Origin of the sequence: Vibrio cidicii (assembly GCF_009665415.1) — a bacterium.
GTDB classification, from domain to species: domain Bacteria; phylum Pseudomonadota; class Gammaproteobacteria; order Enterobacterales; family Vibrionaceae; genus Vibrio; species Vibrio cidicii.
This window is the reverse complement of sequence record NZ_CP035921.1, coordinates 1,379,787-1,401,670: the sequence shown is the minus strand read 5'-3', so window position 1 is coordinate 1,401,670 and position 21,884 is coordinate 1,379,787. Positions and strand designations below refer to the sequence as shown.

At 51.5% G+C, this 21,884-nt stretch carries 16 protein-coding genes; 6 read left to right on the top strand and 10 right to left on the bottom strand.

Translation table 11 applies throughout. The features are described from left to right. Positions 1–151 precede the first annotated feature (151 nt). The 9 genes from glpX to priA form a co-directional block, all read right to left on the bottom strand. Complete coding sequence (gene glpX / locus EWA64_RS07360) at positions 152–1,159, bottom strand: class II fructose-bisphosphatase (RefSeq protein WP_061895810.1); 1,008 nt, start codon at positions 1,157–1,159, stop codon at positions 152–154. A 442-nt stretch (positions 1,160–1,601) separates the two neighbouring features. Next, the gene (gene zapB / locus EWA64_RS07355; RefSeq protein ID WP_061895811.1) at positions 1,602–1,844 is read right to left on the bottom strand and encodes a cell division protein ZapB; all 243 of its coding nucleotides are present in this window, start codon (positions 1,842–1,844) and stop codon (positions 1,602–1,604) included. Positions 1,845–2,070: 226 nt separating this feature from the next. Further along, on the bottom strand, positions 2,071–2,574 hold the full coding sequence (rraA, locus tag EWA64_RS07350) for a ribonuclease E activity regulator RraA (protein WP_061895812.1): 504 nt from the start codon (positions 2,572–2,574) through the stop codon (positions 2,071–2,073). A 75-nt stretch (positions 2,575–2,649) separates the two neighbouring features. After that, positions 2,650–3,567: a 1,4-dihydroxy-2-naphthoate polyprenyltransferase gene (locus tag EWA64_RS07345; RefSeq protein WP_039442047.1), complete on the bottom strand. Its 918-nt coding sequence runs from the start codon at positions 3,565–3,567 to the stop codon at positions 2,650–2,652. 575 nt (positions 3,568–4,142) lie between these two features. Further along, entirely contained in the window at positions 4,143–5,474 is a 1,332-nt protein-coding gene (gene hslU, locus EWA64_RS07340) for an ATP-dependent protease ATPase subunit HslU (RefSeq protein WP_039422957.1), read from the bottom strand. 25 nt (positions 5,475–5,499) lie between these two features. Continuing rightward, positions 5,500–6,054, bottom strand: coding sequence for an ATP-dependent protease subunit HslV (hslV, locus tag EWA64_RS07335; protein ID WP_061895814.1), 555 nt, complete (start codon positions 6,052–6,054; stop codon positions 5,500–5,502). Positions 6,055–6,487: 433 nt separating this feature from the next. Continuing rightward, a complete protein-coding gene (locus tag EWA64_RS07330; RefSeq protein ID WP_139045733.1) occupies positions 6,488–7,033 on the bottom strand; it encodes an SPOR domain-containing protein in 546 nt (181 codons plus the stop codon). Positions 7,034–7,421: 388 nt separating this feature from the next. After that, positions 7,422–8,429, bottom strand: coding sequence for a DNA-binding transcriptional regulator CytR (gene cytR / locus EWA64_RS07325; protein WP_061895816.1), 1,008 nt, complete (start codon positions 8,427–8,429; stop codon positions 7,422–7,424). A 201-nt stretch (positions 8,430–8,630) separates the two neighbouring features. Beyond that, the gene (gene priA, locus EWA64_RS07320) at positions 8,631–10,832 is read right to left on the bottom strand and encodes a primosomal protein N' (RefSeq protein ID WP_061895817.1); all 2,202 of its coding nucleotides are present in this window, start codon (positions 10,830–10,832) and stop codon (positions 8,631–8,633) included. A gap of 261 nt (positions 10,833–11,093) precedes the next feature. Between priA and rpmE the strand changes: the two genes are divergently transcribed. The 3 genes from rpmE (at position 11,094) to EWA64_RS07305 (ending at position 16,466) form a co-directional block, all read left to right on the top strand. Next, positions 11,094–11,315, top strand: coding sequence for a 50S ribosomal protein L31 (gene rpmE, locus EWA64_RS07315; protein ID WP_061895818.1), 222 nt, complete (start codon positions 11,094–11,096; stop codon positions 11,313–11,315). A 262-nt stretch (positions 11,316–11,577) separates the two neighbouring features. Then, positions 11,578–14,913: a Calx-beta domain-containing protein gene (locus EWA64_RS07310; protein WP_061895819.1), complete on the top strand. Its 3,336-nt coding sequence runs from the start codon at positions 11,578–11,580 to the stop codon at positions 14,911–14,913. Positions 14,914–15,188: 275 nt separating this feature from the next. Further along, positions 15,189–16,466 carry a malic enzyme-like NAD(P)-binding protein gene (locus EWA64_RS07305; protein WP_061895820.1) on the top strand — a complete coding sequence of 426 codons (1,278 nt, stop codon included), beginning with the start codon at positions 15,189–15,191 and terminating at the stop codon, positions 16,464–16,466. A 126-nt stretch (positions 16,467–16,592) separates the two neighbouring features. Here the strand turns inward: EWA64_RS07305 and metJ are convergent, their stop codons facing one another. Next, complete coding sequence (gene metJ, locus EWA64_RS07300; RefSeq protein WP_039422980.1) at positions 16,593–16,910, bottom strand: met regulon transcriptional regulator MetJ; 318 nt, start codon at positions 16,908–16,910, stop codon at positions 16,593–16,595. A 209-nt stretch (positions 16,911–17,119) separates the two neighbouring features. Between metJ and EWA64_RS07295 the strand changes: the two genes are divergently transcribed. The 3 genes from EWA64_RS07295 to metF all read left to right on the top strand — a co-directional run bounded on the left by EWA64_RS07295 (position 17,120) and on the right by metF (position 21,824). Next, the gene (locus EWA64_RS07295) at positions 17,120–18,283 is read left to right on the top strand and encodes an O-succinylhomoserine (thiol)-lyase (RefSeq protein WP_061895821.1); all 1,164 of its coding nucleotides are present in this window, start codon (positions 17,120–17,122) and stop codon (positions 18,281–18,283) included. A 3-nt stretch (positions 18,284–18,286) separates the two neighbouring features. Beyond that, entirely contained in the window at positions 18,287–20,698 is a 2,412-nt protein-coding gene (locus EWA64_RS07290; RefSeq protein ID WP_061895822.1) for a bifunctional aspartate kinase/homoserine dehydrogenase II, read from the top strand. A gap of 232 nt (positions 20,699–20,930) precedes the next feature. Then, the gene (gene metF, locus EWA64_RS07285) at positions 20,931–21,824 is read left to right on the top strand and encodes a methylenetetrahydrofolate reductase (RefSeq protein ID WP_039440769.1); all 894 of its coding nucleotides are present in this window, start codon (positions 20,931–20,933) and stop codon (positions 21,822–21,824) included. Positions 21,825–21,884: the final 60 nt, after the last annotated feature.

Below are 21,884 nucleotides of genomic sequence, written 5' to 3'. Positions count from 1 at the left end.
GGGTTGATAAAGAGCAGTGGGTAAGAGTAAGAGCGGTTCTAGGGAAAGCAGGTTACGAGGTTTCTAGATTACTAGGTTGCTAGGTGCTAGGTTTCTAGGTTTTGCTCTTCCTAGTACCTAGTACCTGCTCTTCCTCGCCCCTGCTCTTCCTTTAAAGAATAATCTGCTTGATCTCGTCGTCTTTGCGCTCTAGGTAGTGGGTCGATTTGATCCGGCGGATGGTGCGGCAGCGGCCACGAATCAATAAGGTTTCCGTGGTGGCAATATTGCCTTTGCGGCTGATGCCTTCAAGCAGATCGCCTTTGGTGATGCCCGTGGCGGAGAAAATGACGTTGTCGCTGCGCGCCATGTCATCCAACTTCAACACTTTATTCGCTTCGACGCCCATTTCGGCGCAGCGCTCCAGTTCGAAAGCGGCAAAGCGGCGGTTTTCTTCAGTATCGCCTTTTACGATATTTCGTGCCAATAGGCGGCCCTGCATATCGCCATCCAGCGCGCGAATCACCGCAGCAGACACGACGCCCTCTGGCGCTCCGCCGATGCAGTACATCACATCCACTTCGCTATCTGGCATGCAAGTTAAGATAGACGCGGCGACATCACCATCGGGCACGGCAAACACGCGCACGCCCATTTGCTGCATTTCCGCGATAACGGCATCATGGCGTGGTTTGGCGAGTGTAATGACCACTAAGGTGTCGAGGGTTTTGCCTAGCGCTTTGGCGATGTTTTCTAAGTTTTCTTTTACTGGCTTGTTGAGGTCGATCACGCCTTTGGCGTCAGGGCCGACCACCAGCTTTTCCATATACATGTCGGGCGCTTTAAGGAAGCTACCTTTCTCACCTGCCGCTAAAACCGCCAAAGCATTCGACTGTCCCATGGCGGTCATGCGTGTACCTTCGATCGGGTCGACGGCAATATCGACTTCATCGCCGCCTAAGCCAACGTTTTCGCCAATGTAGAGCATAGGTGCGTCGTCGATTTCGCCTTCGCCAATCACGATTTCGCCACTGATTTCGGTTTTGTTTAGCAAAGTGCGCATCACTTCAACTGCGGCGCCATCGGCGGCATTTTTGTCACCACGGCCAAGCCATTTATACCCCGCCAGAGCGGCGCCTTCTGTCACGCGGGAAAATGCCATTGCTAAATCGCGTTTCATGTTGTCTCCAAAAGTCATAATCGAAGGAAGAGAAAAATTGGCGGCGATTCTAGCATAAAAAACAGGGAAAACGTTTGCGGGGATCAAAAAAGAGGGGAAGTTACGAGGTTGCTAGGAAAAGCAGGTTGCTAGGGACTAGGAAAAGAAGGTGCTAGGAAGAGCAGGAAGAGCAGGAAGAGCAGGAAGAGCAGGGAAGAGCGGTCCTGTGGTCCTCGAAAAGCGGTCCTAGGAATGGCAAGAGCGGCCCTGGTTCCTGGGCGAGAAAGGCGAAGGGCGGAGAAAAGCAGGTTGCTAGGAAAAGCAGGTGCTAGGGACTAGGATTTCCCAGGACCCAGGACCTTCTCTTCCGCTTTTTCTTTTCCTAGCAATCTAGTCCCTAGAAAACTCGTCCCTTCTTTTTCCGCTCTTGCCTTTCCTAGAACCTAGTCCTTTTCAATCCGCTTTATTCTACATCTTCCATTTTACCCAGTAGAGCGCGGATGCGTTCTTGCCACTGAGCGTGCTCTTGTTGAGCTTGTTGAGATTTTTGTTCAAGCTCTGCTTGTTGAGCGCGCAGTTGGTCGGCTTCGTTAGCCAGTTTCGCTTTATCTTCTTTTAGCTCTTCGACTTCCATTTGCAAAAGTGCGATGGTATCAACAGCGGTCTGAATTTTTGCTTCCAGTTTTTCTAATACTTCAAAAGACATTTTGGCCTACCTATTTTATTCGGTTCAATGAGCGCAGCCCATGCTGCGGCTCTCTCTATTAGCCTCATTCTACTCAGCACAAGGCATAGAAACACCTGCTATGTTGGAAAATTTGCATCATTTGCCTAAAAAAACAGCGCATTGAGGCAATGCGCTGACTTTTTCTCAAATTTTAAGCGCGTGAAACGTGCTTTCCCGCACTTTTCTCTCGCCTAGAGTGTCGTAATTAGAGCTCAGGCTCTTCAAAATCGGCGCTAAGTGGCTCTTGCGAAAGGATGATGCCAGTGCTGTCGGCGTAGAGGTAATCTTCCGGTAAGAAGGTGACGCCACCGAAGTTGACGGGAATATCAACTTCGCCAATGCCTTGCGCAGACGCGCCGACCGGAATTGAGGCTAGCGCTTGAATGCCGATATTCATATCTTCCAGCTCGTCAATTTCCCGCACGCTGCCGTAGACAACAATGCCTTCCCACTCGTTTTCTTCTGCTATGGTGGCAATTTCTGCATCGACGAGTGCGCGGCGTAATGAGCCACCGCCATCGACCAGCAGCACACGTCCAACACCATCTTGTTCCAGCGTCTCACGAATCAGCGAGTTATCTTCGAAGCATTTTACAGTGGTGATTTGTCCGGCAAATGAGGCACGCCCACCGAAGTTGCTGAACATCGGCTCGACCACATCCACTTGATCCAGATAGATATCACATAGGGCAGAGGTGTTGTATTCCATAGCATACCTTCTTCGGTAAATGAATTTTCTCTTGAGTATATCTGTGCATTAAGTCAATGCAATGACAATTAGTGATTAACTAACAAGAGTTTGAGCTATCACAACTGTTGCAAACAAAATATTGGTAACTAATGAGCACTTCACCACCACGGGCATCATAGGGGCAATTTGAGCAGGTTGATGCGTCAGCCACACTGCTTTTCCGTGATTAATGACCAGTAACAAGCTGAAAAGAAAAGGAAAGCTGATCCACATTGGTTTGCCTTGCAACAGCAAGTAAATGGCAAACGCCAGCACTGCACCGCCGAGTAATACGAAATGATATTGCTTGGCTTTGCGCTGACCAAGGCGCACTGCAACCGTACGTTTTCCGCACGCAGCGTCGTTTTCGATGTCGCGCATGTTGTTGATATTGAGTACCGCAACCGCTAATAAGCCGCAGCCCAAGGCTGGCAAAAACAGCGCTGAATCCAACACGCCGGTATGGAGGAAATAGGTGCCGGAAACGCCGAGCAAACCGAAGAATATGAATACCGAGAGATCGCCCAGACCCACATAGCCATACGGTTTATTGCCCATGGTGTAAGCGATGGCGGCGAGGATGGCCAAAATACCTAAAGCGATAAACGCGAGGATGCTTTGCAGACTGTTTAAGGCATAAAACACCAGCGCCAAACCCGAGGCGATGGTCAGCAAAATATTAAATACGATGGCGCGTTGCATCTCTTTGGCGCTGACCGCGCCAGATTGCATTGCTCGTAGTGGGCCAAGGCGCTTATCGTTGTCGGTGCCTTTGACGGCATCGCCATAGTCGTTGGCTAAGTTAGACAAAATTTGCAGCAAAGTGGCGGTAACAAACGCCAGCAGAGCGACCACCAATGAGAATTGCCCCGAGGAGTATGCCAGCACACTGCCAGTTAAAATGGAGACCAAAGCCAGAGGCAATGTTTTCGGGCGCGCGGCATCAAGCCAGATTCTCAGAGATTGATTCATGTGTGTTTCGTGCGAGTAAAACCGATGGCCAGTATACGAAGAAACACGTAAGGAAGAAAGGGAGAAGAGAAGGTTGCTAGGGGCTAGGAAGAGCAGGTTTCTAGGTGCTAGGTTTCTAGGGAAAAGAAGGTTTCTAGGTACTAGGAAGAGCGAAAAAGCGGTTAAGAGCGGTCCTATGGCCCTCGAAAAGCGGTCCTGGGAAGGGCAAGAGCGGCCCTGGTTCCTGGGCGAGAAAGCTGAAGAGCGGGGAAAAGCAGGTTGCTAGGGACTAGGATTTCCCAGGACCCAGGACCTTCTCTTCCGCTTTTCCTAGCAATCTAGTCCCTATTAATCTCGTCCCTTCTTTTCCGCCCTTCCTAGCAATCTAGTCCCTAGAAAACTCGCCTCTTCTCTTCCGCTCTTGCTCTTCCCCAGGACCAAGGGCCCAGCCCCCCAGGACCTTCTCTTCAGCTCTTCCGCTCTTGCCTTTCCTAGTCCCTGCTCTTCCCTAGTCCCTAGTTCCTAGTCCCTAGTCCCTAGTCCCTAGTCCCTAGTTCCTAGTCCCTAGTCCCTAGGACCTAGGTCCTTGTTTTCCCTTAAAGAATAAAGCGGCTCAGATCTTCGTCGGCGACAAACTCGCCGAGGCGCTGTTTGACGTATTGCGCGTCGATGACAAACTTGGCGCCGGATTTTTCTGTCGCGTCGAAGGAGATTTCATCCATCAAACGTTCCATCACGGTGTGCAGACGGCGTGCGCCGATGTTTTCCGTGGTTTCGTTGACGGTCCATGCCGCTTCGGCTATTTGGCTGATGCCATCTTCGGTGAACTCGATATCAACCTGCTCGGTTTTCATCAGAGCGATGTATTGCTCGGTCAAAGACGCTTTAGGTTCAGTCAGGATGCGTTTGAAATCGTGGCTGGTCAGCGCTTCGAGCTCGACGCGGATCGGCAGACGCCCTTGCAGCTCGGGGATCAAATCAGACGGTTTGGCCACTTGGAACGCGCCGGAGGTGATAAACAGAATGTGATCAGTGCGTACCATGCCATGTTTGGTCGATACGGTGCTGCCTTCAATCAGCGGCAAGAGGTCGCGCTGCACCCCTTCACGAGAGACATCTGGGCCCGAGCTTTCGCCGCGTTTACAGATTTTATCGATCTCATCGATAAAGACGATGCCGTTGTTCTCAACGTTGTAAATCGCCTGATCTTTCAGCTCTTCTTGGTTGACCAGCTTCGCCGCTTCCTCTTCGGTCAGTGCTTTCATCGCATCTTTGATCTTCAGCTTGCGTTTTTTGCTGGTGTTGCCCGCAAGGCTTTGGAACATGCCTTGTAGCTGATTGGTCATCTCCTCCATGCCCGGAGGCGCCATGATTTCCACGCCCATTTGCGGCGCAGCAACATTGACCTCGATCTCTTTGTCGTCGAGCTTACCTTCTCGCAATTTCTTGCGGAAAATTTGTCGCGTATTGGAGTTGTCGTCGCTCTGTTCACTTTGTCCCCATGCATCGCGTGCTGGCGGTAGTAGGGCATCAAGCACGCGCTCTTCCGCTAGCTCTTCGGCGCGGAACTGCACTTTTTCCATCGCTTGCTGGTGGGTCATTTTCACCGCCACGTCGGTCAGATCGCGGATAATAGTTTCCACCTCTTTACCCACATAACCGACTTCGGTGAACTTGGTCGCTTCGACTTTGATAAACGGTGCGTTGGCCAGTTTAGCCAAACGGCGAGCAATTTCGGTTTTACCTACCCCAGTTGGGCCGATCATTAGGATATTTTTCGGGGTGACTTCGGCGCGCAGCCCTTCTTCAAGCTGCATGCGGCGCCAGCGGTTACGTAGGGCAATCGCCACCGAGCGTTTTGCTTTTTCCTGACCAATGATGTGACGGTTCAGTTCGTGCACAATTTCGCGGGGAGTCATTTCAGACATCTTGCTTCCTCAAATTCTGTGTAAGTTACGCGTGGGTTGCGCTTGGCAACTCTGGCGTGGCCGTGAGCTCTTCAATGGTGTGATTGTGGTTGGTAAACACACAAATGTCACCGGCGATGTTGAGCGCTTTGACGGCGATCTCGCGTGCGTCTAGGTCGGTGTTTTCCAACAGCGCGGTGGCAGCCGCTTGAGCGTAAGCGCCGCCTGAGCCAATTGCGATCAGGTCGTTTTCTGGCTGCACCACGTCGCCGTTGCCGGTGATGATCAGCGACGCCGTTTCGTCGGCCACAGCGAGCAGCGCTTCGAGTTTGCGCAGAGCGCGATCGCTGCGCCAATCTTTGGCCAGTTCAACCGCGGCTTTGGTCAGATGACCTTGGTGCATCTGCAATTTGCTTTCGAAGCGTTCAAATAGGGTAAAAGCGTCGGCTGTGCCACCTGCAAAGCCAGCCAGCACTTTGTTGTTGTAAAGACGGCGAACTTTGCGCGCATTGCCTTTCATGACGGTGTTGCCCAAAGACACTTGTCCGTCTCCGGCGATGACGACTGTGTTGTTACGACGTACAGATACTATGGTAGTCACGAGCAGACCTCTTGATACTTTTCACGATGGAGTTGTTTGATATATGGGGGTGGCAACAGAGAATTCAAGAGTGAATCGAGGGCGGAGAAAGGGGCCAGCCGAGGAAAATAAAAAGGCACAAGTGATGTACTTGTGCCTAGGGCCTGTTGACCTTTTGCGGTTAAATTTTGTTCGAGATAAAAGCGTTTTAATCGCGGCGAGAGGTTTGTAGCCTAGTGATTCTGAGCAAAACACCTCTCAACAAAGAGTAAAACGCTTTTTGCGGGGGCGCCTAGCTCGAACCCTTCGGGCAGCGTTTGTGGCTCCTTTTTGCTGCGTTATCGGCTTATCATGTAGGCCCCTACAATTCAAAGCCTCTGCCTTGCACAAAGAACCCACAAACTGCTGCAAAAATCATCTCAAAAGGTCAACAGACCCTAGTAGAGCTCGCTATTTACTGCGCTTCTTTCCAGATTGCGCAAGGCTCAATTCTGGCGCGTTGCAGTTTGTGCCTGTCACGTTCAGCGTCTCTTTTAGTGGTATACGGGCCCAGCACCACGCGATACCAGTCGCTGCCCTCTTTTTTGCGGATCTTACTAGTGATGCCTTGAAAGGCGATGTCTAGCTTGCGCGCTTCAGCTTGAGCCAGCGTTTTGTAAGCACCACACTGCATGATGTAAGGAATGGCTGAGATTTCCTGCTCTTTGGCCACCACTTCGATTTCGCGTTTAGGCAGAGACTCCACGTATTGCCATTTTTCTTCTGGCGGAGGAGGCAGCTCTTTTTTCGCCGCGGGCTTAGGAGTTGGTTTGCTTTGTTGCACGACCGGCACGGGTGGCTCTGGGTCGTTATTGAGGATATACAGGCCATAGCCAAACGCGCCAACCAGCAAAATTGCCAGTAAGCCTGCGCGCCAAGGTTTTCTGTTCGCTGTGGCGGTCTTTTTTGTAGCCGGTTTTTTGGGGCTACGACCACGCCTTACATAATCTTTAGCCACGATAATTACTAGGGTCTGTTGACCTTTTGCGGTTAAATTTTGTTCGAGATAAAAGCGTTTTAATCGCGACGAGAGGTTTGTAGCCTAGTCATTCTAAGCAAAACACCTCTCAACAAAGAGTAAAACGCTTTTAGCTGAACCCTTCGGGCAGCGTTTGTGGCTCCTTTTTGCTGCGTTATCGGCTTATCATGTAGGCCACTACAATTCAAAGCCTCTGCCTTGCACAAAGAACCCACAAACTGCTGCAAAAATCATCTCAAAAGGTCAATAGACCCTAACTATGATTTATTCAGCCGGACATGGTAATCCAGAATGACAAAACAGAACAGGGCACGGGGCAATAAAAGGAAGCGACGCAACACAATGCGCCGCTTTGGCTTGGTTTAAGCGCTTAACGTACTCTCGGTGGCGCGGCACTGCCACGGATCACCAGTTGCGTTTCGAGCAGGCGAGAGCCACTGTGGATCTCATGTCCTTTGAGCACCTCAAGCATCATCAACATCGCTTGACGGCCAATTTCATAGCGCGGCTGAGAGATGGTGGTCAGAGGGGGATCGCAGTATTGGGCAAATTGAATGTCGTCAAAACCGACCACAGAGAGATCTTGCGGAACGCGCAGACCCAGTTTTTTCGCTTCTTGAATAGCGCCAATCGCCATGGTATCGCAGTGGCAGAATACCGCTGTGGGTGGCTCAGGTAACTCCAATAGTTGGCGAATAGCCTCTTTACCGCCGGTGAACGAAAACTCAGCTTCCGCGCAATAATCCGGATTCATAGTAATGCCAGCGCGTCGTAGTGCTTGCTGGTAACCTTGCTGTCGAAATTGGCACAGCACCGCAGAAGATGGGCCAGAGATTTGCGCGATGCGTTTGTGTCCAAGTTGCGTTAAGTAGTTCACGGCATCAAAGGCCGAAGTCAGGTTATCGATGTGTACGGTGGGCAGTTCAAGTTCGGGGGCGAACTCACATGCCATCACCATCGGTGGCAGGTTTTTTTGCTCCGGTTTGCTGACATCAAACGGCAGATCGGTGCCAAGCAGCAACATGCCATCAGCTTGCTTGGTGAAAACAAGGTTGACAAACGAGCTTTCGCGCCGCTTTTGCTGACCACTGTCGCCCAGTAAAACTAAGTAGCCTTGTTCCATCGCTGCGTCTTCGATACCGCGAATAATCTCGGTAAAGTAGGGGTCGCAGATGTCTGGGACAATCGTTACTATGGTTTTTGATTCATTCCGACGTAAATTTCTTGCAAGCGAGTTTGGTGAATATCCAGCCTCTAAAACCGCGTCTTCCACCCGTTTTCTGGTGGTGGCCGACACTTTTTCGGGATTCATTAGTGCTCTTGAGACCGTGGCGGTCGAGACACCAGCGAGCTGGGCAACATCCTTCATTGTCGCCATAAATTAAACCCTCTTTTTCGCCATGATTGACGTTCAATTATTGTTCTGATGCAAAATATGAGATAACCCGGATAGTCTATTCATTTCTTCAGCGAAAGTTACGGCGGAATTAACAGAATTTACATTCTTCATGTGATTGTCATCACGTTAAAAGGTAATACCTTGCAAGTGTCGACTTTCCTTTGGAGATTTTATCGTTTGCTAGCTCAAATCCTGTGGTTCAATGTCTACAATCCATCGTACTTTTTTTGCATTCGGTAACATTTCAATCGCTGGTTTTGCGCTGATTAACAATTTTTGCATCAAGACGCGGCTTTGCGTTTGCAAAAGCAGTTGCCAGCGATATTTGCCCGCACGTTTGGCCAGTGGTGACGGAGTTGGGCCAAGCACTAAGCAGGTGTCATCAAATAACGGGTGTGATTCCAGAGTGAGACGAACTTGGCGCAAGAACGCCTCACAGAGCTCGCTGTGATTAGCCTCGGCGCGAAACAGGGTTAAGAAACTGTAGGGCGGTAGTTGGGCGATGCGCCTATCTTCTAACGCACTTAAGGCGAACGAGTGATAATCTTTGGTCAGTAACGATTGCAGCAGCGGGTGTTCCGGATGATGGGTTTGCAGCAGCACTTCACCGGGTTTGCTGGCTCGACCTGCACGTCCGGCTACTTGAATAAACAGCTGGGCCAATCGCTCGGAGGCGCGAAAATCACTGCTGTAGAGCGAGCCATCCACATCAAGCAAGGCAACCAGCGTCACATCAGGAAAATGGTGCCCTTTGGCCAGCATCTGTGTGCCTATCAAGATTTGATACTCGCCGCGTCGGATCGCTTGCAATGCATCTTCCAAGCTGCCTTTGCGCCTCGTGCTGTCTCGGTCAATACGAATCGCTTTGTACTCGGGAAAGAGGTTTTCCAACTGGCTCTCTAGCTGCTCGGTGCCGACGCCAACGGTGACTAACTGGCTAGAGCCGCAGCCTTGGCACTGGTGAATCACCGGCTGCTGCGAACCGCAATGATGGCAGCGGATCTCGTTGCTGTATTGGTGGTAGGTGTAGTAGGCATCGCAGCGTTTACATTCCGCAATCCAGCCGCATTGGTGGCACATCAGTGCAGGGGAGAAACCGCGCCGATTAAGAAACAGCATCACCTGATTGCCCGCTTTGAGATGGCGGCGCATTTCGACAATCAAGGGGGCAGACAAGCCGCTTTCCAGATAGAGCCCTTTGACATCCAGCACTTGATTGCGTGTTGGTACGGCAACGCCGGCTCGTTGGGTTAAAGTCAGATGGTGGTATTTGCCGCTGAGCGCATTGTGTAGCGACTCCAGAGCTGGCGTCGCCGAGCCGAGGATGATCGGAATATCTTCTTTGGCGGCGCGCATCACCGCCACATCGCGCGCGTGGTAACGTAGGCTATCTTGCTGCTTATAGGAGGTATCGTGCTCTTCATCGACGATGATCATCCCCAAGTCGGCAAACGGCGTGAACAGTGCCGAGCGAGTGCCAATCACAATGCCGGCCACTTTGTCGCGCGCGCTCAGCCAAGCGTTGAGACGTTCAGTGTCGTTCAGACCCGAGTGAATCACCGCCACGGGGACATTAAAGCGGCGGCGAAAACGGTTAATGGTTTGTGGAGTTAAGCCGATTTCCGGCACCAGTACCAGCGCCTGGCGACCTTGGGATAAAATCGGTTTGATCAGGTTTAAGTACACTTCGGTTTTACCCGAACCTGTTACCCCCTCAAGCAAGAAGCTGGCAAAGCTTGTCTGGCACTGAATGGTGGCGATGGCGATCGCTTGCTCTTGATTGAGTTTCGGCTTGTCGTTCTCATTTTCAATCGCCTCGCCCCAAGCTTGGACTTGCGGCGTTTTGTCTTGGCTTTCGATCCAACCTTTCTCTTCGAGGGCTTTGAGCACTGTGGAGGTAATCTCTTCATCGAGAAAGCGCTGATGACTAACCGGGCCATCGGCGAGCATTTTCATCACACGCGCCTGTTTGACCGCACGGCCAAAATCCTGCATCAACTTGCTTTTGCCTTGTTCGGTTAACTGCCACTCCTGCAACGTGGCAAAATCGGCCGCTTTGCCTTTGCGCAGCGCGGCGGGTAGGGCGTTGTGCAGCGTTTCTCCCAGTGGATGCTGATAATATTGGCTACACCATTGCAGCAGGCTGTAAACCGGCGCAGGCCAGAGCGGTTGGCTATCGAGCACTGCTTTGATCGATTTGAGTTGCTCACGCGGAAAATCTGATTCCTGCACCAGCGCCGTGACAATGCCAACCAATGTCTGCCGACCAAACGGGACGCTTACCCGACCGCCGATAATCGGAAACAGATGACTGGGCACCAGATAATCAAACTGTTTATCGAGGGGGACAGGGAGGGCAATACGGGCAATGGATGGGCGCATAAGGTGGCGTGAGTAAACAGAAAAATAATGACTGACAGTCTAAAGGAAGCGGCGGACAAATTCGAGACGCGATGGCTGATTAAAAAACTAGCGCAAATAGGCGCAAATAGGTTGATCCGTTTGAGCCGATTCATTACTATATCGCGCCTTAAGATATGGCTTCGCACTAGCGAGCGCGGTATCTAAGAGTTCATTTTTAACTACGTGTGGTGTGCGGCAAAGGCTCGTATAGCGACACGGCCTACTATTTGAGGTTATCCCATGAAAGCTGGTATCCACCCAGAATACAAAGAAGTAAACGCAACTTGTTCTTGCGGCAACTCTTTCGTTTTTAGCTCTACTCTAGGTAAAGACGCTATCCACCTAGACGTATGTGACAAGTGCCACCCATTCTACACTGGTAAGCAACGTATCGTTGATACAGGCGGCCGTGTTGATCGCTTCAACAAGCGTTTCGGTGCGCTATCAAGCGGTAAGAAATAATCACATCTGTGATCACTGTTTGAGAAAGGTCGCTTCGGCGGCCTTTTTGCTTGTTAGGCGAGTGCAAACCTCGTTGCCCCTTGTGTTCCTTTCTATCGATCCATTCCTTCCTTTCGCTTGATTCACCCTCACTATTTTTTCATTGAGGTCAATAAATCCCCTTTCCGATATGAAACTTGTAACAATAATTTATTACTGTTATACCTGTTAACTTATTTTTAACAGAGCGGCGGTTGGGCTTGTTCAGGATTAGGAGAGTGGCATGCAAAAGACAACGCTGGCGTTAATGGTAGCGTCAACTATTTTATTAGCTGGCTGTGGCGGTGGAAGCTCATCGTCTAATCCTGTGAATGAACCTTCGGCACCTGTTGTTGTTCCGCCTACGGCACCTGATTACCCTGAACGCTCCTCGCTGGCGATTAAAGTGTTGGATGATCAAGGCGGTGAGTTAACAAACGCGACGATTGCTGTGTTATCTGATCCCAGCCAGCTCGTGACACAGCTTGACGGACAGCACATTCAGCTTGATCAAAGTAAGTTCCATGATCGTGATGTCGATGGGTTATTGGACTATCCGTTATCTCTCGTTATTCAAGTGGCCGCACCGGGGTATTTAAGCCAACGTGCTTCTGTCGTGGTCAGTGATTTTGGTGTTAATCAACAAAGCATCGAGTTGCTTTCGCTCACTTCGCCGCAACTGAGCCAAGCGGGTGTTTTTTATCAGAGTTCCACTTTGAAGTTTGCGGCACAGCCACTTACAAGCTCCGGCCTGATTGAAGTGAACGCGCAGCCAGAATCGCCGTTGCAAACGGTGATCAAAATATCGCCACAAACTCAATGGGTTAATCAGCAGGGAGAAGCGGTGAATGCGGAAACGGTGCAGATTGAGCAAATTGCCTACCCGTCAGACAGTGCGAAATTGCCTCTGAGCGCTAAAGAATCGGCCGCGAATTTGGCGCAGTATAATTCGCAAGCAGGGACACAGTTACCTGTTGGCAGTGAGGTTCGTTTTCGTTCTTTAGCGGTCATAGATATTAAGATCACCGCAGAGAATGAGACGTTGAGCAAGATTGTCGCTGGACAACCCTTGGCGGTGCAACTGTCATTGAGTAACGAGCAGCTCAACCCAACAACGGGTCAGCCGCTCAAGGTGGGCGACAAAATTCCGGTATGGTCTCTTTCCGAACAAGATAGTCGCTGGGTGTTTGAACAGTTTATTGAACTGGAGCAAGGTGCGTTCGGTGAACTTAGCGCGACGTTTACCACTAGACATTTAACTCAGTTCAATCTCGCTTTTGCCGAGGTCAGTGACACTTGTAGCGGCTATCTTCTGGTGCGCAATGAGCGTCAGCAACCGCTGAGCCAAGAAGGCGATTTTTCTTTTTCAAGCGCGCGCTTTTTTGCCGAGGATCACTATTTAGGTGCGCAGGATGGCCGCATTACCTATTCCGATGTCCCCAACGAATTAACCGATATCACCTTTAACCCGCAAGAGAAAGAGGTGACCCTCAACCATACCTTGACCACCACCGCGCATGCAGGTAGCGAGCTGGGGCAAACTCTTTTGCCGCTTACACTCAAGGGGGTTAATTTATGCCAAGCATCAGGCTCGACGCTCGTGTTCAATCAAGGCCAACCTATGCCCTTCGTGCGTATATCGCCAAGCAGCGCCTATCAGTACTTGGTCGAAGGAGATGCCCCTAGCCGTATTGAGCTGACAGCGGAGCTGATCAATCCTGGCGAGGACGATGTTCAGCTCAGCTACCAAGTTGCCAGCCGATATGGGGCAACCGACGGAGAGGATTTTGTTGCCAAGCAAGAGGTGCTGGCGCTAAGTGCTGAGCATCCAACGGCAACTATTCAAGTGGATGTGCTTGGTGACGAAGAGCCCGAGACGTATTACGAAGCTTTGCAACTGAGTATGGAAATTGCCGAGGGTGCCAGTTTTGAAAGCGGCACACAGAAGCAAGAGAAGACTTACTACATTCGAGATGATGATAGTTATGTCGTTGAAAATCTACAGGTACTTTCTGCCAGTGAAGCCGATCAGAAGGCGGTCGTTGAAGTGACCTTGGATAGGAAAATGGCGTCTGGCAACCAAGTTTATTTGTATTATCGCGTCTATTCTACCGCAGAAGATACCGCGAGTGCGTTCATTGACTATCCTCAAATACAAAGCGGCTATAGTCAGCAGCCCAATGCATTGGGAGGCATCACTTCTGTCCTCATTCCATCGGGACAGAGAGTTTTCCGCTTTGATGTGCCTATCATTGATGATCTAGATGTAGAAAACCAAGAAACCTTCACGCTGGAAATGGTCAAAACTCGTTTTGTCACCTCGGCACAAGAGAAAGTACTGACCTCCGTCACTATTGCTGATAATGACAGCGCCGTCGCTGAACCTAGCCGTGTTGAGCTCTATTTGACACAGAATACGGTCAATGAGGGGCGTTTTTTACAAGGTAGGCTGCGACTCGATACGGCAACGGATCGTGCGGTTAATGTGACAATCAGCAGTGAGAATATGGCTCGTTTGAGGCTGGGGAGCATTGACAATACAGAGCCACTGAACATCCAATTTATGCCAGGCGAAGCATCAAAATTGCTGGTATTGATTGTCCCAGACAACCGCGCTCATGAAGCACATCAAAGCATCGGCTTGACGATAGCGAATGACGTTCAATTGCCTGTTATTACACGCCAGATAGAAGTTCGAGACGACGATGACATCTACATTTCATTGAATGTCGAGCAATCGCCCGATCAAGTGTTTGAAGACAGCAGTGGCAATGTGCTTTGGCGATTTGGTTACTATAACACCCAAGCTCAGTCTGCCGATGATATTGTTGCGGCGATCGCTCTATCGGCGAACTCAACCGCCACCTTATCCGAAGATTTCAACCTCGATCTGCCAGCTAGTCTCGTTTTTTCGAACAGCAGTCGCCCTGAGATTCAGTTCGATCTGATTGCCGATGACAGCGTTGAGTCTTCAGAATGGGTCACATTAGATTTTACGACGCAACTGCCGCAAGGAAGTCGGGTTCGCTACGATCTTCCGGGGTGTTACGACGCACAAGCCTGCCAGCCCGGGAAAAGTTATACATTCAGCCAAACGCTAGTGATTGGCAATGATGATCTAATGAGCATCACTATTCCGATGCAAAGGAATGTCAAAATGGACCCCAATAGCCAAGGTGATTTTATTGCACAGCAATGGGCAGAAGGTATCGAGTTTAGCATCAGCGATCCACTCGACTTTGAGCTCGTGTTTGATGTGGAGCTCATGGCAAGTGATTTAACCACCATGCCTTATCTGACCATTCCACAACAAATCACTTTGCCTGCAGGGCAAAAGGTCGCCAAGGGAACACTCGATTTCGCGGCGGTTACGCGCGCTGAGTTGGATCAGCGTTTCAATCAAGGTACGGTTGAGTTGGAGGCTATGCTCAACGTGCAGCTCAGTGAGGAGAGTCGTGAGAAGCTCAAGAAGCAAGGGGTGCAGTTTGTTGTGACAAACTCCCAAATGAACTTTACTTTTAGCTACCCACAAGTCGATCCAACTGGCGCCACAGGGGGAAGCGGGGACGAGAATGATTAATAAAACCAACACTCTCGCCCATTGAGCGAGGTTAAGAAAGGCCACCATGGCCTCTTGGTCATGGTGGTTAAATTAGGAGCGCTTGGTTGGGGCACCTTCGCTGGTCTTACCTTAACCTTTCTTGGTCATTTTGTAGATATGCTTCGCATTCTTGGCTAGGAAGATTGACTTATATCATTTAGAATTTATCTCCAAATTATCTAAAAACGCAGAGTTTTAGGTCATTTTGGAACACTCCCCCTATCCCACAAAACATATAAAGAGAATAACGACCTATGTCCGATGACAATCGCCAAGCATTGACTCCTGAAGAAGATCTCCGCCAGCAAGCGCTGGATTACCATGCCTACCCAACTCCGGGAAAAATCGCCATTGCGCTGACTAAATCAGCCGAAACGGCCAAAGATTTGGCGCTTGCTTACAGCCCAGGCGTGGCTGAGCCAGTGCGTGAAATCGCGCAAAACCCGGAAAACGTCTACAAGTACACGGCTAAAGGGAACATGGTGGCAGTGATCTCTAACGGCACCGCAATTCTTGGTCTGGGCAACCTAGGTCCGCTGGCGTCTAAGCCAGTCATGGAAGGGAAAGCGTTACTGTTCAAACGCTTTGCAGGATTAGACTCGATCGATATCGAAGTAAAACACCGCACCATCGATGAGTTTGTCGATACCGTTGCCAACATCGCCGACACCTTTGGTGGCATCAACCTTGAAGACATCAAAGCGCCAGACTGTTTTGAGATCGAGAAACGCCTGATTGAGCGTTGTGATGTGCCGGTTTTCCATGATGACCAGCACGGCACCGCGATTGTGACGGCGGCGGGCATGCTCAATGCGATCGAGCTGCAAGGCAAAAAACTCAACGAATGTGTGATTGTGTGTTTGGGCGCGGGCGCGGCGGCGGTGGCGTGTATGGAACTGTTGATCAAATGCGGCGCGATGCGTGAGAAGATCTACATGCTGGATCGCAAAGGCGTGATCCATACCCGTCGTGATGATCTCAACGAATACAAGCAGCTGTTTGCCAATAACACCGACAAACGCACGCTGGAAGATGTGATTTCTGGCGCGGATCTCTTCTTGGGGGTGTCAGGTCCAAACCTAATGCCTGCAGAAGCGCTGAAACTGATGGCTGATAAGCCAGTGGTGTTTGCTTGTTCAAACCCAGACCCCGAGATCAAGCCAGAACTGGCACACCAAGTGCGTGACGATTTGATCATGGGAACGGGCCGCAGTGACTATCCAAACCAAGTGAACAACGTGTTGTGCTTCCCGTTTATTTTCCGCGGTGCATTGGATGTTCGCGCCAGCGAAATCAACGATGAGATGAAACTGGCGGCGGTGGATGCGATTCGTCAATTGGCGAAAGAACCGGTTCCTGCGGAAGTGTTGAAAGCGGCGGGCGTCGACAGCTTAGAGTTCGGTCCGCACTACATCATTCCAAAACCGATGGACCCACGTCTGCTACCGCGCGTAGCGAAAGCAGTCGCACAAGCGGCGGTCGATTCTGGTGTAGCGCGCATCGCGATGCCAGAGAACTACATGGCGCAATAAGCCAAACGTGACTTTTAACCAGTCAGAAAAACGGGACGCCAAGGCGTCCCGTTTTTATTGCTATTCTTTTTATTTCTATTTTTGGCTTGGCAGTCAGCCTCTTCCCCCGAACTGACCAGCCAATCCTTAGTCGTCGTAGGCTTCGAACTCGATGCCCATCGCCGTCATCAGCGCTTTCGCTTCAGTTGGAATGTCATCTGGTCGGTCTTTACGCAGATCTTCATCGGTCGGCAATGGCTGGCCTGTGTACGCATGCAGGAAGGCTTCGCACAGCAGTTCACTATTGGTTGCGTGGCGCAGGTTATTAATTTGACGACGAGTTCGTTCATCGGTCAGCACTTTCAGCACTTTTAATGGGATAGATACAGTGATCTTTTTTACCTGTTCGCTCTTTTTCCCATGCTCTGCGTATGGACTTATGTAGTCGCCATTCCAGTCGGCCATTGCGCACCTTTAGTCGTTATTGTTGGTTAATAAAATAATAGGCGCAGATTGTAGCTGGATTTACCGCCATAAGCAAAGACATATGGACGTCTAGAAGTGTTGACGTCTTAAATTTTGCTGGTTAAAGTGGCGGATAAAAGGAATGGATGACGCTGAAACAACAGTAGCCCATTCCTGATCAGAATGCATCTTTGGAGAAAGGAAACACTATGAGCACTCGCAAGCCCGCTACCATCGCCGTTCGAACTGGTATTGAGTCAGACAGTCAGTTCCGTGCTGTCGTTCCCCCCATTTACCTTTCGACCAACTACGGCTTTCCAGCCTTTGGCGAAGTGCCTAAGTACGACTATACCCGTTCGGGCAACCCCAACCGTGGCTTGCTGGAGCAGGCGCTGTATGAGTTGGAGTCGGGCCAAGGGGCGGTGGTGACCAACTGTGGCACGTCGGCGCTTAACTTGTGGGTCTCTGCGTTTTTGTCGCCAAACGATCTGATTGTCGCTCCGCACGACTGCTACGGCGGTACGTATCGCTTGTTCAATACCCGCGCTAACAAAGGTGATTTCAAGGTGCGCTTTGTGGATCAATCCGACCCAGCGGCGCTGGAGGCAGCCTTGGCGCTCAAGCCCAAACTGCTGCTGATTGAAACCCCCTCCAACCCGTTGGTGCGCGTGGTCGACATTGCGGCCGTGTGTGAAAAGGCGCATCGCGTTGGCGCGCTGGTGGCGGTCGACAACACCTTCCTTACTCCGGTTTATCAAAAGCCGTTAGAGCTGGGCGCGGATTTCGTGATTCACTCCACCACCAAATACATTAATGGCCATTCTGATGTGATTGGCGGTGTGGTGGTGACCAAAACTGCGCAACATGCCGAGGAGCTAGCGTGGTGGGGCAACTGTTTGGGCGCAACTGGTACGCCGTTTGACAGCTACATGACGCTGCGCGGCATTCGCACGCTAGGGGCGCGCATGCGCGTGCACGAAGAGAGCTCACAGCAAATTTTAGCCTTTTTACAAAGCGAAGCGCTGGTGGGGACGATTTACCATCCGAGCCTGCCGCAACATCCGGGGCATGAGATTGCTAAAAAGCAGCAATCGGGGTTTGGCTCGATGCTCAGTTTTGAATTTGCCGGCTCGTTTGAACAGTTGAAGCAGTTTGTGCAAGCGCTGGAGCTGTTCTCTTTGGCCGAGTCGCTCGGTGGGGTGGAGAGTTTGATCTGCCATCCCGCGTCCATGACGCACCGAGCAATGGGCGAAGCGGCGCTGGCTGAGGCGGGGGTCTCCCAGCAATTGCTGCGTCTGTCGGTCGGACTGGAAGATGCGCACGATTTGATTGCCGACCTCAAACAAGCCTTTGAACAAGTGAAGGGAGCGTAATAAATGTCTGTTGTACGTCAGTTGCACAAGTTTGGTGGCAGCAGCCTCGCCGACCCCGAATGTTATCGCCGCGTCGCCAATATTCTCAAAGAGTATTCCAGTGAGAATGATTTGGTGGTTGTCTCTGCGGCGGGCAAAACCACTAACCGCTTGATTGAGTTTCTTGATGGGTTGGAGCGGGATGGCCGTTTGGCCCATGACGCGCTGCAATCGTTACGTCACTACCAGCTTGGTTTGGTTGAATCGCTGCTCAGTGGCGAGGCGCAAGGCCAACTACTTGCCCAACTGAATGATGAGTTCAGTACCTTGGCGGAGTTGGCGGCGCCGCTCTCTCAAACGCAGAGAGCGGCGGTACTTGGCCACGGTGAAGTGTGGTCAGCGCGTTTGCTGGCTGCGCTGCTTAACCAGACCAATCTACCAGCGGTGGCACAAGATGCGCGTGCATTTTTGCGCGCCGAAAGCGGCACTCAGCCGGAGGTGGATCGCGCGCGTTCCTATCCGCTACTGAAAGAGGTGCTGGCGCAGCACGCCAAGCGCCGAGTGATCATCACCGGTTTTATGGCGCAAAATGGCGCAGGCGATACCGTGCTGCTTGGTCGCAATGGTTCCGACTACTCGGCGACCATCATTGGCGCGTTGGCGGAAGTGTCACGCGTGACGATTTGGAGTGATGTGGCGGGCGTGTACAGCGCCGACCCGCGCATCGTGTCGGACGCGTGCCTGCTGCCGCTGCTGCGTTTGGATGAAGCGAGCGAGCTGGCTCGTCTTGCCGCGCCGGTGCTGCATAGCCGCACCCTTCAACCGGTGGCGCAAAGTGCCACTGAGCTCGATTTACGTTGTAGCTACGATGCGGAATCGGGCTCGACGCGCATTGAACGCGTGCTCGCCTCTGGGCGCGGGGCGAAAATCATCACCTCGCTTGATGAGGTGCTACTGGTGCAGCTCACTTTTGCCCGAGGCCATGACGACGACCGCGTACAGCAAGAGGTGCTACGTGCTTTGAAGCGGGCGCAACTGGAACCGTTGGCCTTTGAGTGGCAAAAAGATCAACATCGCCTGCGTTTGGCCTATACCGCCGAAATCGCCAGTGGCGCTTTGGCCTACCTGCAAGAGTTAGCGGTGGAAGCGGAAATTAAACTTAAAGAAGGCTTTTCGCTGGTGGCGGCGGTGGGCGCGGGCGTAGCGAAAAATGCCAGCCACTGCTTTGGCTTCTATCAGCAATTGAAACACTCGCCAGTGGAGTTCGTCTCCGAGGCGGATTCTGGCCTCAGTCTGGTGGCTGTACTGCGACGGGTTAATCTGCCTGTGCTGGTCAAAGGCATTCATAGCCAGCTTTTTCAAGCGCAAAAACGGGTGGCCATTGCCTTGTGCGGCAAAGGTAATATTGGTTCGAGTTGGCTAGCGCTGTTTGCCCAGCAAAAGAGCGAGCTGGAAAAACGCCACGGCATGAACTTTGAGCTGGTAGCCGTGGTGGATAGCCAAACGTATCTGTTCAATGAGCAAGGCTTGGATGCCGCAAGCGTGCACGCCCATTTTGATGACGACTCGATCGCGCACGATGGCGATAGCTGGTTACTGCGTTTGGGCGCTTTGCAAGGTTATGACGAAGCGGTGGTGCTGGATGTGACCGCCAGCGCGGAGTTGGCGACGAAATATCTTGAGATTGCTAACCAAGGGCTACACCTGATTTCGGCCAACAAGATCGCTGGCTCAGCCAGCAGCGAGTATTACTATCAAGTGCAAGATGCGTTTGCCAAAATTGGTCGCCATTGGCTGTACAACGCCACGGTGGGCGCTGGGTTGCCAATCAACCATACCGTGCGCGATTTGCGTGAGAGCGGTGACGAAATTGTTGCGCTCTCAGGGATCTTCTCCGGCACACTTTCTTGGTTGTTCCAGCAGTTTGACGGCAGCGTGCCGTTTGCGGAACTGGTCGATCTCGCTTGGCAGCAGGGGCTGACCGAGCCCGATCCGCGCAGCGATCTCGATGGCTCGGATGTGATGCGCAAGCTGGTGATTTTAGCGCGTGAATCGGGGCTGGAGATTGAACCGGAGAACGTTAAAGTGGAATCCTTGGTGCCAGCAGAATTGAGCGATCTCACGCTGGATGAGTTTTTTGATAAAGCGCATCTGCTCAGTGAACGTTTGCAAGAGCGTCTGGCCAAAGCGCAGCGCCAAGATCAGGTGTTGAGATACGTGGCGCGTTTGGAGAAAAACGGCAAGGCGCGGGTGAGTGTTGAAGCACTGTCGCGTGAGCATGCGTTAGCCAATTTGCTGCCGTGTGACAACATTTTTGCCATCGAAAGTAAGTGGTATCGAGACAACCCATTGGTGATTCGTGGGCCGGGTGCCGGGCGAGAAGTGACGGCGGGGGCGATTCAGTCGGATCTCAATCGTCTAGCGGGCCTGTTTTAAAGAGGATAGCGTGCTTTAAAGCGTCGTGGCTATCGGTACACATCTTATCCAAGGGGCCAATCGGCCCCTTGTTATTTCTACTTGAACTATGCTCATTATGAACTTGAGAAATATTCATAATCGCGCTGTTGACATTAAATCGTATTCAATTCATTCTGTAGCCATATAGACGTCCAAACGTCAGTTCGCAACAGTTTGCACGTTTGTGGCGGGTGGTCACAGGGAGAGGAACATGGGCTATACACACGCAAGTCATATTGACGCTTTAAACCAGAATATCGCTGAGCTTTCAGACAACATCAATGTGTCGTTTGAGTTTTTTCCGCCCAGTACGCCGCAAATGGAAGAGACGTTGTGGAGCTCAGTACAGCGCCTAAAAACTCTGCAACCCAAGTTTGTCTCGGTGACTTACGGGGCCAACTCTGGTGAGCGTGACCGTACCCACTCGATCATCAAAGAGATCAAAGCGCAAACTGGCCTCGTGGCTGCGCCGCACCTTACTTGTATTGATGCCAGCCGTGACGAGCTTATCAACATTGCCAACGACTACTGGGCGAATGGCATCAAAAATATTGTTGCGCTGCGCGGTGATATTCCTCCGGGCGGTGGCGCGCCAGAGATGTACGCCTCTGATCTGGTGACTCTGCTGAAATCGCTGCACGATTTTGATATTTCGGTGGCGGCGTTTCCTGAAGTCCACCCTGAAGCGAAAAGTGCTCAAGCGGATCTGCTTAACCTCAAACGAAAAGTGGATGCAGGTGCGAACCGTGCCATCACGCAGTTCTTTTTCGATGTGGAAAGCTACTTGCGTTTTCGTGACCGCTGCGTAGCGGCCGGGATCGACGTGGAAATCGTCCCGGGTATTTTGCCGGTATCGAACTTTAAGCAGGCGTCGCGTTTTGCAGCGCAGAACAACGTTAAAGTGCCCGGTTGGATGGCGAAACAGTTTGAAGGGTTGGATGACGATCCTGTGACTCGTCAGCTAGTCGGTGCAAGCCAGGCAATTGATATGGTGCGTATTTTAAGCCGAGAAGGGGTGAAGGATTTCCACTTCTACACGCTAAACCGCGCCGAAATGACTTACGCATTGTGTCATACGCTGGGCGTACGTCCCAAGCAAGCGTAGCGGTTTGAAGATAGTTTGAAGAGTAGAAGATAGGTTGAAGAGTAAAAGCGGCGCAAAGAG